Source organism: Cryobacterium sp. TMT2-15-1, assembly GCF_004402345.1.
GTDB classification, from domain to species: Bacteria; Actinomycetota; Actinomycetes; order Actinomycetales; family Microbacteriaceae; genus Cryobacterium; species Cryobacterium sandaracinum.
The window spans coordinates 56201-73421 of record NZ_SOGD01000012.1 but is presented as its reverse complement, the minus strand read 5'-3'; the positions used below and the strand labels follow the sequence as shown (position 1 = coordinate 73421).

The 17221-nt window shown below is 67.8% G+C and carries 19 protein-coding genes; 8 read left to right on the top strand and 11 right to left on the bottom strand.

The features are described from left to right. Positions 1 to 78 precede the first annotated feature (78 nt). The 4 genes from E3O62_RS03175 to E3O62_RS03160 are packed head-to-tail and all read right to left on the bottom strand — an operon-like array spanning position 79 to position 4384. The gene (locus tag E3O62_RS03175) at positions 79 to 1056 is read right to left on the bottom strand and encodes a dihydroorotate oxidase electron transfer subunit (RefSeq protein ID WP_241973283.1); all 978 of its coding nucleotides are present in this window, start codon (positions 1054 to 1056) and stop codon (positions 79 to 81) included. Beyond that, on the bottom strand, positions 1053 to 2030 hold the full coding sequence (locus E3O62_RS03170) for a dihydroorotate dehydrogenase (RefSeq protein WP_134397516.1): 978 nt from the start codon (positions 2028 to 2030) through the stop codon (positions 1053 to 1055). Before E3O62_RS03170 ends, E3O62_RS03175 begins: the two co-directional genes overlap by 4 nt. 23 nt (positions 2031 to 2053) lie before the next feature. Next, positions 2054 to 3160 (bottom strand): LLM class flavin-dependent oxidoreductase, encoded by a 1107-nt coding sequence (locus E3O62_RS03165; RefSeq protein ID WP_134397515.1) that lies wholly within the window; start codon positions 3158 to 3160, stop codon positions 2054 to 2056. Positions 3161 to 3211: 51 nt separating this feature from the next. Next, positions 3212 to 4384, bottom strand: coding sequence for an ROK family transcriptional regulator (locus tag E3O62_RS03160; protein WP_241973282.1), 1173 nt, complete (start codon positions 4382 to 4384; stop codon positions 3212 to 3214). 139 nt (positions 4385 to 4523) lie between these two features. On the opposite strand from E3O62_RS03160, the gene E3O62_RS03155 reads away from it, so the two are divergent. Genes E3O62_RS03155 through E3O62_RS03140 form a run of 4 tightly spaced genes read left to right on the top strand, consistent with a single transcriptional unit; the run spans position 4524 to position 9414 of the window. Next, a complete protein-coding gene (locus E3O62_RS03155) occupies positions 4524 to 5861 on the top strand; it encodes an ABC transporter substrate-binding protein (RefSeq protein WP_134397514.1) in 1338 nt (445 codons plus the stop codon). A gap of 3 nt (positions 5862 to 5864) precedes the next feature. Beyond that, positions 5865 to 6800: a carbohydrate ABC transporter permease gene (locus E3O62_RS03150; protein WP_134397513.1), complete on the top strand. Its 936-nt coding sequence runs from the start codon at positions 5865 to 5867 to the stop codon at positions 6798 to 6800. Beyond that, positions 6800 to 7708: a carbohydrate ABC transporter permease gene (locus tag E3O62_RS03145; RefSeq protein WP_134397512.1), complete on the top strand. Its 909-nt coding sequence runs from the start codon at positions 6800 to 6802 to the stop codon at positions 7706 to 7708. Before E3O62_RS03150 ends, E3O62_RS03145 begins: the two co-directional genes overlap by 1 nt. Beyond that, positions 7705 to 9414 carry an alpha-glucosidase gene (locus E3O62_RS03140; RefSeq protein WP_134397511.1) on the top strand — a complete coding sequence of 570 codons (1710 nt, stop codon included), beginning with the start codon at positions 7705 to 7707 and terminating at the stop codon, positions 9412 to 9414. The genes E3O62_RS03145 and E3O62_RS03140 overlap by 4 nt, the downstream gene beginning before the upstream one ends. On the opposite strand, the gene E3O62_RS03135 is transcribed toward E3O62_RS03140, so the two are convergent. After that, entirely contained in the window at positions 9402 to 9863 is a 462-nt protein-coding gene (locus E3O62_RS03135; RefSeq protein ID WP_134397510.1) for a VanZ family protein, read from the bottom strand. The genes E3O62_RS03140 and E3O62_RS03135 overlap by 13 nt on opposite strands. Before the next feature lie 66 nt (positions 9864 to 9929). Beyond that, positions 9930 to 11465 (bottom strand): amino acid permease, encoded by a 1536-nt coding sequence (locus tag E3O62_RS03130; RefSeq protein ID WP_134394709.1) that lies wholly within the window; start codon positions 11463 to 11465, stop codon positions 9930 to 9932. Between the two features lie 108 nt (positions 11466 to 11573). Here E3O62_RS03130 and E3O62_RS03125 point away from each other — a divergent pair, with 108 nt between their 5' ends. The 3 genes from E3O62_RS03125 to E3O62_RS03115 all read left to right on the top strand — a co-directional run bounded on the left by E3O62_RS03125 (position 11574) and on the right by E3O62_RS03115 (position 12920). Continuing rightward, entirely contained in the window at positions 11574 to 12335 is a 762-nt protein-coding gene (locus E3O62_RS03125) for an AzlC family ABC transporter permease (protein ID WP_134397509.1), read from the top strand. Next, entirely contained in the window at positions 12332 to 12643 is a 312-nt protein-coding gene (locus E3O62_RS03120) for an AzlD domain-containing protein (RefSeq protein ID WP_134397508.1), read from the top strand. Before E3O62_RS03125 ends, E3O62_RS03120 begins: the two co-directional genes overlap by 4 nt. A gap of 88 nt (positions 12644 to 12731) precedes the next feature. Then, positions 12732 to 12920, top strand: a complete 189-nt coding sequence (locus tag E3O62_RS03115; protein WP_104101102.1) for a DUF1508 domain-containing protein — start codon at positions 12732 to 12734, stop codon at positions 12918 to 12920. A gap of 81 nt (positions 12921 to 13001) precedes the next feature. On the opposite strand, the gene E3O62_RS03110 is transcribed toward E3O62_RS03115, so the two are convergent. The 5 genes from E3O62_RS03110 to E3O62_RS03090 all read right to left on the bottom strand — a co-directional run bounded on the left by E3O62_RS03110 (position 13002) and on the right by E3O62_RS03090 (position 16920). After that, positions 13002 to 14090, bottom strand: coding sequence for an LLM class flavin-dependent oxidoreductase (locus E3O62_RS03110; RefSeq protein ID WP_134394714.1), 1089 nt, complete (start codon positions 14088 to 14090; stop codon positions 13002 to 13004). 126 nt (positions 14091 to 14216) lie between these two features. Continuing rightward, entirely contained in the window at positions 14217 to 14486 is a 270-nt protein-coding gene (rpsO, locus tag E3O62_RS03105) for a 30S ribosomal protein S15 (protein ID WP_104101100.1), read from the bottom strand. Between the two features lie 166 nt (positions 14487 to 14652). Then, positions 14653 to 14847 carry a DAK2 domain-containing protein gene (locus E3O62_RS16775; RefSeq protein WP_198410616.1) on the bottom strand — a complete coding sequence of 65 codons (195 nt, stop codon included), beginning with the start codon at positions 14845 to 14847 and terminating at the stop codon, positions 14653 to 14655. Beyond that, positions 14844 to 15650 carry an HAD-IA family hydrolase gene (locus E3O62_RS03095; protein WP_134397507.1) on the bottom strand — a complete coding sequence of 269 codons (807 nt, stop codon included), beginning with the start codon at positions 15648 to 15650 and terminating at the stop codon, positions 14844 to 14846. Before E3O62_RS03095 ends, E3O62_RS16775 begins: the two co-directional genes overlap by 4 nt. A gap of 142 nt (positions 15651 to 15792) precedes the next feature. Next, positions 15793 to 16920: an AI-2E family transporter gene (locus tag E3O62_RS03090; protein ID WP_134397506.1), complete on the bottom strand. Its 1128-nt coding sequence runs from the start codon at positions 16918 to 16920 to the stop codon at positions 15793 to 15795. A gap of 149 nt (positions 16921 to 17069) precedes the next feature. Between E3O62_RS03090 and E3O62_RS17480 the strand changes: the two genes are divergently transcribed. After that, complete coding sequence (locus E3O62_RS17480; protein ID WP_174720101.1) at positions 17070 to 17210, top strand: hypothetical protein; 141 nt, start codon at positions 17070 to 17072, stop codon at positions 17208 to 17210. Positions 17211 to 17221 lie beyond the last annotated feature (11 nt).

The following is a 17221-nucleotide window of genomic DNA, read 5'->3' as shown; positions in this document are numbered from 1 at the left end:
TGCCGGTCTGCTCCGTACTGAGCGTGATTCTGCGTGGCCAGTCCGAGGATTAACCTCCTCAAGCCTAACAGAAGACGTTCAGCCTGCTGGTTTCCCGCGCCCGGCCGCGGCCCGGCCAGGCAGCACGGCGTCGAACACCGGGCCATCGACGCACACCAGCGGGCCCTCGACGGCGGGATCCGTGGCGACGGGCGCGGCGCATCCGTGGCAGTAGCCGAGGCCGCAGGCCATGTGAGCCTCCAGCGAGACCTGCACCGGCGCGCCCCACTCGGCGCCGAGATCGGCGGCGAGGCGGGCGAGAACGCCGGCGCCGCAGACGAGGATGACGTCGGGCGGGGCCCAGTCGAAAAGCCCACGCAGCCGTTCGCCAAGCGCCGGCAGCGCGCTCGAGCCGTCGTCGTCGGTGACGGGGATGACCGTGGCGCCCAGCTCGGCGCAGTCGGCCAGGCCGATCAGGTTGGCCGGCGACCTCCCGCTGAGCACGACGGTGGCGGCGATGCCGAGCCGGGCGGCGTCTTCGACCGAGCCCATGATGGCGCAGACGCCGACACCGCGGCCGATCATCAGGGCCGTCCGGGGCGCCTCTGGACGAGTCTTCGTCGGGAGGGCGGCATCCGGGAACTCGAAGCCGCGGCCCAGCGGGCCGGTGACCAGGAGGCTCTGGCCCACGAGTACGTCGGTGAGCGCGGTGGTGCCGCGGCCGGCCGAGCCGTAGATGACCTCCACGGTGCCCTCGTCGGGGTGGCGGCGGTGGATGGCCATCGGGCGTGGGAGCAGGATGCGCTCCCCGCCGGTGGGGGGCACGGTGATCATCAGGAACTGTCCGGCAAGGGCGGTCGTCGCAATGGTGTCGGTGGCCAGCACGAGCCGGCGGTACCGCTCTCCCACGACCTCGTGCACGAGAACGCGGGCGTCGTCCCAGACCGGGTCGGGCCGAGGCATCCGTTCGGGCGGGCGCACCGCGATGAGGCCGTCCAGCGCGGCCTCGTCGGCCGCGGCGAACTCCTGCTGGCGGCGCAGGGCGGCGAGGGCGGCGAGGGCGGTCGTGACGGTCATCGGGCGCTCCACAATTCGATCAGTTCGGTGATGTCGGCCGCGGCGACGCCCTCGCATCGCTCCTGCAGGGCGCGAACGATTTCGACCATGGCGAACGGGCGTCCGAAGCTGGCCGTGCCGACCTGCACGGCCCGGGCGCCGACCGAGAAGTAGTCGAGGGCGTCGTCCGCGGTTTCGATCCCGCCGCAGGCGACCACCGGGATGTCGACCGCTCGGGAGGCCAGCCAGACCAAGCGCAGCACGATCGGGCGAATATTCGGGCCGGACAGACCGCCGATCACGTTGCCGAGAATGGGGCTTCGCGTAGCGGCCGTGAGCGGCAGCGCCGGGATCGAGTTGGCCACGCAGACGGCATCGGCGCCGGCCGCCTCAGCGGCCTGGGCACAGTCCGCGATCGAGGAGACGAGCACCGGCAGCTTGACGATCAGGGGCTTGTCGGTCTCCAGGCGCACAGCATGCACGACCTTCCCGATGGCGTCCGGATCGGCGCCGATGTCGGTGCCGTGGCGGTCGAGGTTCGGACAGGAAACGTTGAGCTCGTAGGCGTCGCCCGCGCCCCGCAGGCCCTGCACGACGGGGGCGTACTCGCTCGAACGGTGGCCGCCGACGCTGACGATCACGGGCACGCCGAGCGCCAGGTAGAGCGGATGTTGCGACGCCAGGTAGCCGGCGGCCCCGCGGCTCGGGATGCCGACGCTGTTGACCATCCCGGCCCGGAGCTCGGTCACCCGGTGCGCCGCGTTGCCGCCGCGCGGGGTGCCGAACACGGTCTTGGTGACCACGGCGCCAAGCTCGGCGACCGGGATCAAGCGTCCGAGCGAGGGCCCGAAGCAGCCCGAGGCCGGCATGACCGGGTTGGCGAGGGTGAGGCTTCCGATTCGCACCGAGAGGTCGACCTCCACGGACGCGGCGGGACGGGCGTCGAAGAAGGCGCGGCGGGCATCCATTGATGGCTGAGGCGGCGCGATGGTCATGGTGTCTGCTTACCGGGGAGAGGTCACGGGCGGGCGACGGATGCCGCGAGCCGACCTATCGCGGCGTCGGCCTTCAGCGAGGCGTGCGTGGGTGCGTCGGGAACGTGGGCGGGCCGGTTCACGGCCAGCTCCGTGCGGAGCACGGGCACCACCTCGCCGCCGAGGATTTCGAGCTGATCGAGCACGGTTTTCAACGGCAGTCCGGCGTGGTCGATCAGGAAGAGCTGACGCTGATAGTCGCCGAAGTAGTCGCGCATGCCGGCGTAGCGGTCGATGATCTGCTGCGGGCTGCCGACGGTCAGCGGCGTCTGCTCGGTGAACTCCTCAAGGCTCGGGCCGTGGCCGTAGACCGGGGCGTTGTCGAAGTAGGGCCGGAATTCGTCGACGGCGTCCTGCGAGTTCGTGCGCATGAAGACCTGCCCTCCGAGGCCCACGATGGCCTGGTCGGCTCGACCGTGGCCGTAGTGCTCGAACCGGGCCCGGTAGAGCCCGATCAGCCTGAGGTAGTGCTCCCTGGGCCAAAAGATGTTGTTGGCGAAGAAGCCGTCACCGTAGAACGCGGCCTGCTCGGCGATCTCCGGGCTGCGGATGCTGGCGTGCCAGACGAACGGCGGCACCTCGTCGAGCGGGCGCGGCGTCGACTGGAACCCCTGCAGCGGGGTGCGGAACTGGCCCTCCCAGTCCACGACGTCCTCGCGCCACAACCGGCGCAGCAACGCGTAGTTCTCCAGCGCCAGCGGGATGCCCTGGCGCACGTCCTGGCCGAACCACGGGTAGACCGGGCCGGTGTTGCCGCGACCGAGCATCAGGTCGACCCGGCCGCCGGAGAGGTGCTGGAGCATGGCGAAGTCTTCGGCGATCTTGACCGGGTCGTTCGTCGTGATCAATGTCGTGGCCGTGGAGAGGGTGATGCGCTCGGTCTTCGCGGCGATGTAGCCGAGCAGCGTCGTCGGCGACGAGGGCACGAAGGGCGGGTTGTGGTGCTCGCCGGCGGCGAAGACGTCGAGGCCGACCTCTTCGGCCTTCTCGGCGATGGCGACCATGGCCGTGATCCGCTCGTGCTCGGTGGGGGTGTGGCCCGTCGTGGGGTTGACCGTCAGGTCACCGACGGTGAAGATCCCGAATTGCATGTGCAGCCTCCCACTCGCGCGGCGCGTAGCGCGCAGCGCGCATGGACGATTCTATTCGCTGGCGGCAGCGGCCAATCGGCCGAGCGAGCGCTGGATGGCAACAGCCGCGGCCCCGCGGGCCCAGGAGGAGACCCCGCTGTCGTCGACGACGATTGTCAGCGGTGTCGCATCCGGGTCGCGGTCGGCTCGGGCAGCGGCGATGACCTCCTCGGATGCCAGCGCCCACAGTGCGATCCCCTCCCCGGAGAGCACGATCGTGTCGAGCATCCCGATATTGGCGATCACCGCGATCAACCGGCCCAGTCCGCGACCGGTGGTGGTGACGACGGATGCCGCAGCCCGGTTCCCCTCCACCGCGAGCCGGAGCACCTCGTCGTAGTCGACCTCGCGGCCGAGGGCCACGCTGACCTGGGCAGAAACGCTCTGGCTCGTGAGCATTGCCTGCGAGCAGCCGCGGTGTCCTTCCGGGCAGAGCGGCCCGTTCGGGTCGAGCGGGATGTGCCCACCGAGGCCCAGGCCGCTGTCGGCCGTCACGATCACCTGGTCGTTGACGACCAGTCCGTAGCCGACGCCGACGCCGATGGTCAGAACCGCGAAGGTCGGGGCACCCCGGACCGCTCCGAACCACTGCTCGGCTGAGGTGAGCGCGACGACATCGTTCTCGATCGTGACCGGAATTCCGAGCAGTCGCTCGAGCCGCGTGGCCAGGTCCACGTCGTGCCAGCCCAGGAACGGCGCCCGGGTCACGACCCGGGCGTCGGTGACATGCCCACCCACGCAGACGCCGAGCGCCGACAGCCCGTCCGGGCCGCCGAGCTCGCGCACGACCTCGTCGATCCGGGCCACAACGTGCCCGACAGTGTGATCGGCGAGCTCCCGCCGGGCCGAACCCACCTCATTGGCTCGCAGGTCGGTGAGCACGGCGAAGACGTCGTCGCCGGTGAGTTTCACGCCGACGAACCGACTGGCATCCACCCGGACGTCCAAGGGCCGGGCCGGGCGCCCGACGGTCCCGTCGCGGTCTTCGCTGCCCTCGACGAACAGGCCACAATCGAGGAACGGTTTGCTCAACCGCGTCAGGCTGGCCGGTGACAGTCCCAGGCGACGGCCGAGGTCGCTGCGGGAGATCGGGCCGTGGATGAGCACGGCTCGCGCAAGTTCCCGGGAGGTCTCGCTCACTGTCGACGCCGCATCCGTGGTCATATCCGCCCCCTGAGGTGCCATTTATTCCATAGTGGCATGAATGCTCTGGCCCTGGCGAACTCTTCACCCCACGACAGCGGTAGATTCCCTGAGTTGACGTCCTATTCTTTTTGCCGTAGAAAGATTTATGCAGCGACATGACGGCCTAAGGAGTCCCGCAATGACGGATACGACGACGTACCAGACACTCGCCCGGCGACGCCACCGGTCGAGGAGGGTGCGGACGCTCCGGCGATCCGCGGCACTTCTCCTGGCCGGTACGCTCGGGCTCGGCGCCCTCAGCGGCTGCGCCCCGGATCAGAGCGACGTCGTCACCCTCGATTTCTTCCAGTTCAAGTCCGAGGCCATCGCGGACTTCGACGGCATCATCGCCGATTTCGAGGCCGAGAATCCCGGCATCCGGGTGACCCAGAACGCCGTCCCCGATGCGGACACCGCCATCCGCACCCTGTTGGTCAAGAACAAGGTGCCCGATGTGATCAGTCTGAACGGATCGGGGAACTTCGGCCAGCTGGCGCGGGCCGGTGTCTTCCACGACTTCAGCGGCGACCCCGTTCTCGACCGGATCAACCCGGCCGTTCAGGACATCGTCGGCGCCCTCGGCTCCTACGAGAACGAGGTGAATGCCCTCGGCTTCGCGAACAACGGCAACGGCGTGCTCTACAACCGTGACATCTTCGCCGCGCAGGGCATCGAGATCCCCACCACCTGGGACGAGCTGGTCGCCGCCTGCGACACGCTCCAGGCGGCCGGTATCGCCCCGTTCTTCGGCACCGCGGCCGACGCATGGACGGTGCAATCCTCCCTGAACGGTATCGGCGCCCAACTCGGCGGCGACGATTTCTTCTCCGATCTCCGCGCGGAGGGTGAGGAGGTGGGTCCCGACTCGGCCGTCTCGTTCGCGAAGAACTACGACGAGACGTTCGAGAAGCTGCAGACGCTGTATTCCTACGCGCAGGACGGCTACCTCGGCCGCACGTACGAAGACGGCAACCTGGCTTTCGCGAACGGCGAATCGGCCATGCTGATGCAGGGGATCTGGGCCCTCAGCCCGATCCTGGCCAACAACCCCGACCTCAGCGTCGGCGGTTTCCCCTACCCGGTGACGGATGACCCGGCCGACATCGAGCTTGTCTCCGGTGTCGACGTGGCCATTGCCATCGGCCGCGACACACCGCGCCTTGCCGAAGCCCGACTTTTCGTGGACTTCCTCTTCCAGGAGGAGGTGCTCAACTCCTTCGCAGCCTCACAGAACATGTTCTCGACGGCCCGGGACGCGGCCGAGAACACCAACCCGGCCCTGGCGGAACTGCAACCGTACTTCCAGGCCGGCCGGATCACCGGTTTCGTCGATCACCAGATCCCGGCGAGCATCCCGCTCGGGCCCATCGTTCAGCAGTTCCTGACCGACGAGAACAGCGCGAAAGCGCTGGCCACCCTCGACAACGAATGGCGCAAGGTCGCGTCACGCACCACCTCGATACGAAGCGGAGACTAACTGATGGCTACTTCCGTCCTGACCCGGCCCCGGCCGAAGCAGACGCCCCGAGCGTCGCGGCCGAGCACGGCGCGGCGACGCGTCGGCGCCACTCCGCGCGCCTTCTACTGGATGGTCGTCCCCGCGGTCGCCGTCTTCGCGCTGCTGCACACCGTCCCGGTACTCATCGGCATCTTCTTCTCCTTCACCAACTACGCAGGCTTCGGCGCGTGGGACTTCGTCGGGTGCGGCAACTTCATCGCCCTGTTCCAGGACGACCGGGTACTGAAGGCATATGGCTTCACCTTCGGCTTCGCCATCGTCGCCACCATCCTCACCAACGTGATCTCGCTGGCCATCGCGGTCGGACTCAACGCGAAGATCGCGTTCCAGTCCACCTTTCGCGGCATCTTCTTCATCCCCTACGTGCTGGCGATCCTGGTCGTCGGGTACGTCTTCCAGTATTTCTTCGCCAACTCGCTCCCCCGGATCCTGTCGAACGTCCCGGTGTTCCGTGACAACATCCTCACCAACCCGGACTGGGCGTGGACGGCCATCGTCGCCCTCGCGGTCTGGCAGGCCTGCGCGTTCGCGATCATCCTCTACCTGGCCGGTCTGCAGACGATCCCTCAAGAGCTCTACGAGGCATCCGCCATCGACGGGGCCACGCCGGGACGGCAATTCCGGTCGATCACGTTCCCCATGATCGGCGCCTTTTTCACCATCAACATGGTGCTGAGCCTGAAGGGGTTCCTGCAGACCTTCGACCACATCGTCGCCCTCACCGCCGGCGGGCCGGGCACCTCGACCGAATCGGTCACCCTACTCATCTTCCGGGGCGGTTTCCAAGGCGGCGAGTTCGCCTACCAGTCCGCCAACGCGGTGCTGTTCGTCATCGTGATCATGCTCGTCTCGTTCCTGCAGTTCCGAGTTCTTCAGCGCAAGGAGGCCGACTTCTAATGGCTATCACCATCGACTCCCCCGCCACGATCGAACCCGCATCCCCCCGGGCGGCCCGTGACCCGCGCGGTGTCCCGCGCATCAACACCAACCGCACCCGGATCAACTGGTGGGCCACCGCGCTGATCGCGGTCTGCGCGATCACCGTACTGGTGCCGCTCTACTTCGCCGTGATCACCGCGCTGAAGTCCCCCGACCAGCTCGGCGGCACCGGGTTCGCGCTCCCCACCAGCGTCCACTGGGAGAACTTCGCCGATGCCTGGACGCTGACCAAATTCCCGCAAGCGCTGATGAACACGGCCCTGATCACCGTCGGCGCCGTCGTCCTCACCCTGCTGACGAACTCGCTGGTGGCTTACGCCATCGCCCGCAACCTGCACAAGCCGTTCTTCACGGGCGTCTACTTCTACCTGCTGTCCGCCATTTTCATCCCGTTCCCGATCATCATGCTCCCGGTCGTGAAAGAGACAGCCCTGTTCGGTCTGGACAACCAGGTCGGGTTGATCTTGCTCTACGCGGTGTTCGGGCTCTCGCTCAACGTCTTCATTTACGTCGCGTTCATCAAATCGATCCCGATCGAGTTGGAGGAGGCGGCCTACACCGACGGGGCGACCACCTGGCGGGTGTACTGGCAGATCATCTTCCCCTTGTTGACCCCGATGAACGCGACCGTCGGCATCCTTACCTGCGTCTGGGCGTGGAATGACTTCATCCTGCCTCTCGTCGTGCTCTCCGACCCGGCGGCACGCACCCTGCAACTCTCCCAATTCGTGTTCCAGGGCCAGTTCAACACCAACTACTCGGCCGCGTTCGCCTCATACCTGATGGCCATGGCCCCGCTGCTGATTGTGTACATTTTTGCCCAGCGCTGGGTTATCTCCGGCGTAATGAGAGGATCGATCAAATGACGACACCCGCACCCACGTCCGGGACGACCACCCCCGCGACGGGCGCCTCCTGGTGGACCAGTGCCGTCGTCTATCAGGTGTATCCGCGCAGCTTCGCGGACTCGGACGGCGACGGGATCGGCGACCTCGGCGGCATCCGTTCGAAGCTCGACTACCTCGCCGAGCTCGGCGTGGACGCGGTCTGGCTCTCCCCCATCTACCCGTCACCACAGCATGACAACGGTTACGACATCAGCGACTACCAGGACATCGAACCGGTCTTCGGCAGCTTGGCCGAGTTCGACCTGCTGCTGGCCGAGGCCCACGAGCGCGGCATAAAGATCGTGATGGACCTGGTGGTGAACCACACCAGCGACGAGCACGCCTGGTTCCAGGAATCACGCTCGTCGCTGACGAACCCGAAGCGCGACTGGTACTGGTGGCGGCAGCCCCAGGCCGACGGCGGCCCGCCGAACGGCTGGGGCAGCGCCTTCAGCGGCCCGGCCTGGACGCTCGATCCCGCCACCGACGAGTACTACCTGCACCTGTTCGCCAAGCAGCAGCCCGACCTCAACTGGGAGAACCCCGAGGTGCGTCAGGCCGTCTACGCGATGATGAACTGGTGGCTGGACCGCGGCGTCGACGGCTTTCGGATGGACGTGATCAACTTCATCGCCAAAAGGGTCGAGCTGATCGACGGACCGGCTCCGGCCACCGGCGGCGGCTCGCCGATGGGGGCGCAGATCCATGAGTTCCTGCAGGAGATGCACCGCGAGGTCTTCGACGGCCGCGGAGGGCGGCACCTCACCGTCGGCGAGATGCCGGGCGTGAGCACCGACGACGCCCTGCTGTTCACCGACCCGGCCCGGCGCGAGGTTGACATGATCTTCCAGTTCGAGCATGTGGGCCTCGACCAGGGCGAGCACAAGTTCGACGTGCTGCCTCGCAGCCTGACGGCGCTGAAGAAGAGCCTGTCCCGCTGGCAGGAGGGTCTGGCCGAGACCGGTTGGAACAGCCTCTACCTGAACAACCACGACCAGCCCCGATTGGTGTCGCGCTTCGGCAACGACACCTCCTTGCGCTACGAGTCGGCGACGCTGTGGGCCCTGGTGTTGCACCTGCACCGCGGCACGCCCTACATCTACCAGGGCGAGGAGATCGGCATGACCAACGTGCGGTTCGACTCCATCGACGACTACCGTGACCTCGAATCCCTCAATCACTACCGAGAGGCCGTGGGGGAGTTCGATTTGGACCCCGGCACCGTGCTCGCCGGAGTGCAGACCATGGGCCGCGACAACGCGCGCACGCCCATGCAGTGGGATGCCTCGCCGCAGGCCGGTTTCAGCACCGGCACCCCGTGGTTGGCCGTGAACCCGAACAGCGTCACGGTGAACGTGGCCGCCGACCTCGCCAGCGAGCGGAGTGTGTTCCGCTTCTACCAGCGTCTGATTGCGCTGCGCCATGAGAGCGAGGTGGTCGCTCTCGGCGATTTCACCCTGCTCGAACCCGACCACGACGCGCTCTACGCCTTCACTCGCAGCCGGGGTGACGAGACGCTGCTCGTCGTCGCGAACGCATCCGATGCCCCATTCACCGATCTGCTTCCGATGGACGTCTCCGGCGCCGATCTGATTCTGGCCAACTATCCGGCCACAACGGATGCCGCCGCACCGTCGTCGAACCCGGTGCTGCGTCCCTGGGAGGCGCGCCTCTACCGGCTGTAGGTCGGCGCGACCCGCCTCGACCGGGGCTCCTCACGGCGCACCAGTGTGAACGCCGTGAGGACGAGGCCGACGATGACACCGAGCACGGCGCCGCTCCCGTTCGCGACCAGATCGCGCGTATCCGGGACCCGGGTCGGCAGGAACTGCTGCGTGAACTCGATTGACCCGGTGAGCAGGACGGCCACGACGATCGCCAGCCACCAGAACCGGCGTCCGAACAGGAGCAGCAGAAACACGCCGATCGGGATGAACATGGCGATGTTGGCCGCGAATTCGACCCGCCCGTAGGTGATCCAGTCGGTGGAGTCGTGCCGGTCGAAGAATCGGAGCGCCCGGAGCAGCAGCTCATTGTTCCCGCTGTCGAGCGGCTGCGGCCCGAGCGTCACCCAGCCCACGAACGCCAGATAGGCGAGCGTGACCAGGGACAGGACGGGATGGCGGTGCAGCATGGCTCCATCCTTCCCGATGGATGCTGGGGGTCACCCCAGTGACGGCCCCCGGACCGCGAAAGCGCGCTACTTGCCCAGCGCTGCCTTCTCCTCGGCGAGGAGCTCGTCGCGGAGGGTTTCGTCGAAGACGCGCTTGGCCTCGATACCGACGACGGAGTGACGGCGGCCGTAGAGGAAATACACCGCGATGCCGATCGCGAGCCAGACCGCGAAGCGCACCCAGGTGAGCGTTGTGAGGTTGAGCATCAGCCAGAAGCAGAGCGCGGCCGACAGGATCGGCAGGAAGGGCGAGAACGGCACCTTGAAGGCCCGGGGCAGGTCGGGGCGCTTCTTGCGCAGCACGACCACGGCGATGCTGACCAGCACGAAGGCCGACAGCGTGCCGATGTTGATCATTTCCTCGAGCACGCCCACGTCGGTGAACCCGGCGATCAGGGCGACCGCGGCGCCGGAGATGATCTGCACCCGGGCGGGGGTGCCGCGCTTGGACGAGGTGACACTCAGGCCGCGCGGCAGCAGGCCGTCCCGGCTCATGGCGAAGAGCACGCGGGAGAGGCCGAGGAGCAGCACCATGATCACGGTGGTGAGCCCCACCAGGATGCCGACCGAGATGACCTGGGCAGCCCAGCCGGCGCCGACCGAGATAAACGCCGTCGCGAGTGAGGCATTGGGGTCGTCGGCGAGAACGGTGTACGGCACCATGCCGGTGAGCACGAGGCTGACGCCGAGGTACAGCACCGTGACGATGGCCAGGCCGGCGAAGATGCCGCGCGGCAGGGTCGTCTGCGGGTTTTTGACCTCCTCGGCACTGGTGGCAACCACGTCGAAGCCGATGAACGCGAAGAAGACCAACGAGGCGCCGGCGAGCAGGCCGAACAGTCCGTACTGGGCCGGCTGGGCGCCGGTCATGAACGAGAAAAGGGACTGCATCCAGACGTCGCCGTCGCCGCCCGCGGAGGGCACGGCCTCGGGGATGAACGGCGTGTAGTTCTTCGGGTTGATGAAGAAGGCACCCACGACGATCACGAACACCACGATCGCCACCTTGAGGATGGTGAAGATGCTGGCGACGCGCGCCGACAGCTTGGTGCCCAGCACCAGCAGAGTGGTGAAGATCGCGACGATCACGAATGCGCCCCAGCTGACCTGCAGTCCGAAGACCGCGATCGTGGCCGGGACATCCCAGTTCCAGAGTTCGAAGACCTCGCTCAGGTAGATGCCCCAGTACTTGGCGATCACGGCCGCGGCGGTCAGCATCTCGAGGATCAGGTCCCAGCCGATGATCCAGGCGAGCAGCTCGCCGAGGGTCGCATAGGTGAAGGTGTACGCCGAGCCGGCCACGGGAACCGCCGAGGCGAACTCCGCGTAACACATGATGGCGAGCGCGCAGGTGACCGCGGCGAGGAGGAACGCCAGGGTGACGGATGGCCCGGCGTAGCTGCCGGCCGCCTTCGCACCGACCGAGAAGATCCCGGCACCGACGGCAACCGCGACGCCCATGATCATGAGGTCCCAGGTGCCCAGCGTGCGCTTGAGGCTGTGCCCCTTCTCGAGGGAGTCGGCCATGGAGGCCTCAATGCTTTTGGTGCGCCAGACGCTCATAACTGGGTGCTTCCGTTCCGTTGGGTACCGGTCAATGCTAGGCCCCCGCCGGGCTTTCCCGACGCCGGACCCCGCAGACCCAGGGGCCGCACCCCCTAGCATTGGACGGTGCCCACCGCCCTCCGCCACTCCCCCGGGGCGCGGGTCGGCCTGTCGATCGCGGTGGCCACCGGCCTCTACGGCATCTCGTTCGGCGCCCTGTCGGTGTCGTCGGGGCTCGACATCTGGCAGACCTCGGCGCTGAGTCTGCTCCTGTTCTCCGGAGGCTCCCAGTTCGCGTTCATCGGGGTGATCGCCGGCGGCGGCAGCGGTGCGGCAGCCGCCAGCGCGGCGGCGCTCCTCGGCATCCGTAACGCGGTGTATGGGATGCAGTTGAACGCCCTGCTGCACCCTCGTGGCTGGCGCCGCTTCGCCGCCGCCCAGGTCACCATCGACGAATCGCTTGCCACGAGCACCGGACAGACCGTGCTCGTGGAGCAGAAGCGGGGGTTCTGGGTCGCCGGTCTCGGCATCTTCGTGCTGTGGAACATATTCACCCTGATCGGGGCGCTCGCGGGCGACGCCGTGGGCGACCCGAAACAGTGGGGCCTCGACGGTGCGGCGGTCGCGGCGTTCCTCGGGCTGCTCTGGCCGCGGCTGCGGTCGAAGGAGGCCGGGGCGATCGCCGCGGTCTGCGCGCTGGCCACCGTACTGACCGTGCCGTTCGTTTTTCCGGGCGTGCCCATCCTCGTGGCGGCTGTCGTCGCCGGGGCCATCGGCTGGTTCGGTTTTCGGCACGGGCCGGCCGGCGAGGGTCTCGAGCCCGACGTCGACCCCTATCCCGGTCCACCCGACGCACCCGGTTCGACGGATGCGCAGGCTCCCCGATGAGCGTCTGGTTCTGGATCCTCGTGGCCTGCGCGGCGGCGTTCCTCACGAAGCTGCTCGGCTATCTCGTGCCGCAAAAGTGGGTCGCCAACGCGCGCATCGCCCGCGTCGCCGGCAGCCTCACGATCGGCCTGCTGGCTTCCCTGACGGTCGCGAACACCGTGGCCACCGGCCAGGACCTCGTCGTCGACGCCCGGCTCGGGGCTCTCGTCGCCGCGGCGATTGCGCTCTGGTTCAAGGCCCCGTTCCTGGCGGTGGTCATCGTGGGCGCGGCAACGGCCGCCGGGCTCCGGCTGCTCGGTCTGGGTTGAGGGTTTCGGGCGCCAACGGGGGCGGTAGGGTTTTTCCAACGGCAATGCGTCCGTCGACGTTTTTCGATGAAGAAGAAAAGAGTGTGTGATGTCCGGGAAATATGAACTCTACGCGGAACGATCCGGCGGATATCAGTTTCGGCTGAAGGCCAACAACGGCGAAGTGATCGCGACCTCCGAAAGCTATCATTCCAAGGCGGAGGCCCTCAAGGGCATCGAGGCGCTGAAGGCCCACGTCAAGTCGCACGTGGTCGACATGACAGAACCGGACGCCTGAACGGGCCTCGCTTCTGCCGGGTGAGTCCCCGAACCCCCGCCCGCGACGCCATCCCGCCCACGGCTGTGAGGGCGCACTCGTCTAGACCGCCGCGAGTTCCTCGGTCGCGAGTTGCTCTCCGGTGAAGAGCTCGGCGGCGAGCAGTTCCAGCGTGCGCGCACGTCCGGGTGAGGTCGCCGCGTCGGCGCCCGTGTGAGCGGAGGCGATCGGCTGCAGCATGACCTCATCGACCCCGAACTGTGCCGCGAGGACACGGATGCGCGCGGCCGCGGCGCCGGGCTCGTCGATGATCCAGGCCGCGGCCATCCGTTCGATCATCTGGAGCAGCGCCGGCGCCATCGGTGCGGCGGCGGCCTCTTCGACCGTCGCGAGCGGGCCGAGCGGCAGGCCCGAGCGCAGGCGCGCCATCTGCTGCATCTGCGGCAGGGCGAGCGCGAGGGCCTCGTCCCCGGTCTCGGCGACCGACACGTTCAGGGTGAGGATGGTGCGGGGGGCGTCGAGGGTCTCGCTGGGGGTGAACCCGCGACGGTACAGCTCGAGGGCCGCTGTGGTGCCGTCGCCGGCGAAGTGGTTGGCAAACACGTAGGGCATGCCCTGCCGGGCGGCGAGCCGGGCCGAGTAGTCGCTGGAGCCAAGCAGCCAGATTTCGGGCATCCCGGTGGCGGCGGGAGTCGCGTGCAGGGTGTAGTCCTGACCGGAGGTGAGGCTGAGCGAGGCTCCGTCGGGGTGCAGCAGCGCCGCGATGTCGGCGATGTTGCGCGGAAACGCGTCGACCTCGCTCACGGCTCCGCTCGAACGCAGCAGTGCGGTGATCATCGGGTCGCTGCCGGGCGCACGGCCCAGCCCCAGGTCGATGCGCCCGGGGAAGGCCGCCTCGAGGATGCCGAACTGCTCGGCGATCACGAGCGGAGAGTGGTTGGGCAGCATGACGCCCCCGGAGCCGACCCGGATGCGTTCGGTCTGCGCCGCGAGGATACCGATCAGCACGGGTGGGTTCGTCGACGCGACCGCCTGCATGTTGTGGTGCTCCGCGACCCAGTATCGGGTGTAGCCGAGCCGGTCCGCGCTCTGGGCGAGGTGCACGGCTGCCGCGACCGCCTCAGCGGAACTCTGCGAGGTGCGGACGGGGATCAAATCGAGCACGGACAGGCTCAGCGCGGAGGTAGACATCGGTGGGGAAAACCGCGCCGGGTCCGGAGATATTCCCGGTCCCCCGCCCCGGACACACGAAACGGGCCGCCACCCGGAAGGTGACGGCCCGTTTGTAAGAAGATCGCGGTGTCTTCGAAAAATGCCTTAGCGGCGCAGTCCGAGGCTGCCGATCAGCGTGCGGTACCGAGTGATGTCGACATCCGACAGGTAACCGAGCAGACGACGGCGCTGACCAACCATGAGAAGCAGACCACGACGCGAGTGGTGGTCGTGCTTGTGCTCTTTCAGGTGTTCCGTGAGGTCCAGGATGCGCTGCGTGAGCATGGCAATCTGAACTTCGGGGGACCCGGTGTCGCCTGGGTGGGTAGCGTACTTTTCGATGATCGCCTTCTTTGCATTAGCTTCGAGTGCCATAGATGGGATCCCCTTTCTCTCACTGCGCGGTGCCCGGGGCCGAATGCCTGGGCTCTCTTGATCCGCGGCCGTCAAACGGCAACCGTCCGAGTTTAGCAGAGTCCGGGAGGTCGGTCGGAGCAGCACGACCCCGTCGCGCATCTCGTCGCTCATCCATTCGCGGTGGTCAGCTTCGCGCGGCGTCGAGCAGGGTCTTGTCTCCGAGGTCGGACTGGCCGCGGGCCTTGATCCCCTCGGTTGCGGCCCGGAGCATCGCCACCACATCGGCACCGGTCCGCTCCTCCGTGCCCGACACCGCGGCGGCCGTGCGGGCGATGCTGTAGACACCGCATTCGGTGTCGAACAGGGCTGAGCGGGTCATCGGCTCTCCGGGTCGGGGGCCGGGTGGTCGGGGGTACTGAGGATGGTGGCGAAATCGGACAGGTCGACGAAGAATTCCGGCTCCAGACCCAGCGGGTCGCGCAGCGTCACGGTGGTGGGGCCGCCGGGGTCCCCGAGCGACGACACCACCAGGGCCGCCCCGGTGAAATCCTCGTCCGCGGTGTAACCGCTGATCGTGATCACGGTGCGGAGGCCCGCGGCGAGCGCCGACCGGAGGCCGTTCGCACTGTCCTCGACGACCACGGCGTCGGCGGCGGCGATCCCGAGTTCCCGTAGGGCATACAGGTAGATGTCCGGGGCCGGCTTCTTCCGGTCCACGATGTCGCCGGCGAAGACCCGGAACTGCGCGGCCAGCTCGGGCCCGATTGTGTGCGTGAGCACGGCACGCACGGATTTCTCGGGCGAGGTGGAGGCCACGGCGAGGATCCAGCCGGCGCCCGCGGCCTCGGCGGCGAGTCGACGGATGCCCGGGCGGGCCGTCAGCGCGCCGCTCGCCACCCGCTCGGTGTAGATCGCGCTCTTGCGCCGGTGCCAGCCGGCGACGGCCGAGTCGAGGGCCGCGGGGTCGTCCGCCGGCAGACCGAGCACGCCGGCGACCTCCGGGGTGAGGATGCTGCGCATCCGCTCCTTTCCTCCCCCGATCGTCACCTTTTGGACGTAATCGGAGTCGCTCCACTGCACGGGCACCGAGAATTCCTCGAAGGTCTGGTTGAAGGCCGGCAGGTGGCCGGCGCGTTCGGTGTCAGCCAGCACGCCGTCGCAGTCGAAGATGAGAGCGGGCATCGCCTCAGGCCTTCCTCGCGTTGACGATGGCGACGAAGGCTCGGTCGTCGGCTGCTCTCAGCGGTGAAATCGCCACCTGTGCCTCCCCGGTCAGATGCCGATTATCGTAGGCTCGCCACCCCGAGCCGACAATGGGGCCGGCCTAGGCGGGCTTCGCCGGCTGAGGCCGGTGCCGGATGGAGAACTTCGCCCGCTGGGTGACCGACTGATCCGGCCTGTCCCAAACCTTGATCATCGCCCAGCCCACCGCGACGAGCGGGACCGCCAGAACGGCCCCGGCGATACCACCGAGGATGGTGCCCGCGGTCAAAGCGACGAGGATCACCAACGGATGCAGTTTCAACGCCCCCGCCATCACCACGGGGTTGAGCAGGTCACCCTCGATCTGGTTGACCACGATCACGATGGCCACAACGATCAGCGCCACGAGCGGCCCATTGGCCACCAACGCCACGAGGGCAGCCAGGATGCCCGCGATGGTCGCCCCGATCAGCGGGATGAACGCGGTGAGGAATACGATCACAGCCAGCGGCAGGGCCAGCGGAACTTGCAGGATGGCCAGCCCGACGCCGATCAGAACGGCGTCGAAGAGGGCGATGATCGCCGTTCCCCGCACGTACTGGCCGAGAACCGTCGGGGTGACGTCTCCGATCCGGTGGGCGCGCTCGAGGCTCTCGCCGTGCAGGAAACGTAGGAAAAAGTTCCAGATCTGGCCGCCGTCCTTGAGGAAGAAGAACAGGATCACCAGCACGAGCAGGGCTCCGGTGACCAGCTCCACCGCGGCGGACACCCCGGCGAGCGCCCCCGTGCCGAATTGTGCGCTCGTGACGAAACCCACGATCGCATCACGCACCGCGTTGAACTGCTCAGAGTCGAGCGCAATCGGGCCCTCGACCAGCAGCCCCTGGAGTTCGTCGAGCCCGTCGCTGGCCGCCACCACCAGCGCACCCCACTGGTTGCGCACCGCGAAGACGATGAGCGTGACGATGCCGCCGAGGATGAGTGCCCCTGCCAGCAGGGTGATCCAGGTCGCGAGAATGACCGGGAGGCCCCGCGTGCGCAGCCAGCCGACCAGCGGTGCCAGCGCCGATGCCAGGATGAGCGCCACGAGAACGGGGATGACCACGAGTTTCACCTGCACCAGAGCGGAGACGGCGCCGGCGGCCAGCACGACCACGACGATGATCTGGGTGGAGCGGATGGCCCACCGGCCGAGCCGACTGGTCAGTAAGGTTTGCAGGGACGGGGATGAGGGGTCGTCGGCGCGCATGCTGACACCATAGGCACCTGTGCAGCATCGGTATACGGGCCGTCCAGGCCGAGTGCCTCTCAACCGATTCGGCCGGTACTCCGGCCCTTTCATCCGCCGCAGCCGGTTCAAAGTCGGGTTTGTCGCAGCGCAGCAGCAGAGAGCGGTCCATGCGCAGTTCGCTGCCGCGCTGGTCGAGCAGGGTCAGCTCGGCGGCCGTGCGCGGCATCCCGACGCTGACCAACCCGTTGAGGATGCCGTCCCGCGTCACCATCTTCACGGAGCGGCCATGCTCGGGGTCGGCACGGTGATCTCCCTGCGC

Bases quoted from the DNA above. Each gene is read 5' to 3' on its own strand.
- E3O62_RS03175 (WP_241973283.1), bottom strand. From the start codon at position 1,056: ATGACCGTCACGACCGCCCTCGCCGCCCTCGCCGCCCTGCGCCGCCAG.
- E3O62_RS03170 (WP_134397516.1), bottom strand. From the start codon at position 2,030: ATGACCATCGCGCCGCCTCAGCCATCAATGGATGCCCGCCGCGCCTTC.
- E3O62_RS03165 (WP_134397515.1), bottom strand. From the start codon at position 3,160: ATGCAATTCGGGATCTTCACCGTCGGTGACCTGACGGTCAACCCCACG.
- E3O62_RS03160 (WP_241973282.1), bottom strand. From the start codon at position 4,384: ATGGCACCTCAGGGGGCGGATATGACCACGGATGCGGCGTCGACAGTG.
- E3O62_RS03155 (WP_134397514.1), top strand. From the start codon at position 4,524: ATGACGGATACGACGACGTACCAGACACTCGCCCGGCGACGCCACCGG.
- E3O62_RS03150 (WP_134397513.1), top strand. From the start codon at position 5,865: ATGGCTACTTCCGTCCTGACCCGGCCCCGGCCGAAGCAGACGCCCCGA.
- E3O62_RS03145 (WP_134397512.1), top strand. From the start codon at position 6,800: ATGGCTATCACCATCGACTCCCCCGCCACGATCGAACCCGCATCCCCC.
- E3O62_RS03140 (WP_134397511.1), top strand. From the start codon at position 7,705: ATGACGACACCCGCACCCACGTCCGGGACGACCACCCCCGCGACGGGC.
- E3O62_RS03135 (WP_134397510.1), bottom strand. From the start codon at position 9,863: ATGCTGCACCGCCATCCCGTCCTGTCCCTGGTCACGCTCGCCTATCTG.
- E3O62_RS03130 (WP_134394709.1), bottom strand. From the start codon at position 11,465: ATGAGCGTCTGGCGCACCAAAAGCATTGAGGCCTCCATGGCCGACTCC.
- E3O62_RS03120 (WP_134397508.1), top strand. From the start codon at position 12,332: ATGAGCGTCTGGTTCTGGATCCTCGTGGCCTGCGCGGCGGCGTTCCTC.
- E3O62_RS03115 (WP_104101102.1), top strand. From the start codon at position 12,732: ATGTCCGGGAAATATGAACTCTACGCGGAACGATCCGGCGGATATCAG.
- E3O62_RS03110 (WP_134394714.1), bottom strand. From the start codon at position 14,090: ATGTCTACCTCCGCGCTGAGCCTGTCCGTGCTCGATTTGATCCCCGTC.
- rpsO (WP_104101100.1), bottom strand. From the start codon at position 14,486: ATGGCACTCGAAGCTAATGCAAAGAAGGCGATCATCGAAAAGTACGCT.
- E3O62_RS16775 (WP_198410616.1), bottom strand. From the start codon at position 14,847: ATGACCCGCTCAGCCCTGTTCGACACCGAATGCGGTGTCTACAGCATC.
- E3O62_RS03095 (WP_134397507.1), bottom strand. From the start codon at position 15,650: ATGCCCGCTCTCATCTTCGACTGCGACGGCGTGCTGGCTGACACCGAA.
- E3O62_RS03090 (WP_134397506.1), bottom strand. From the start codon at position 16,920: ATGCGCGCCGACGACCCCTCATCCCCGTCCCTGCAAACCTTACTGACC.
- E3O62_RS17480 (WP_174720101.1), top strand. From the start codon at position 17,070: ATGCGCAGTTCGCTGCCGCGCTGGTCGAGCAGGGTCAGCTCGGCGGCC.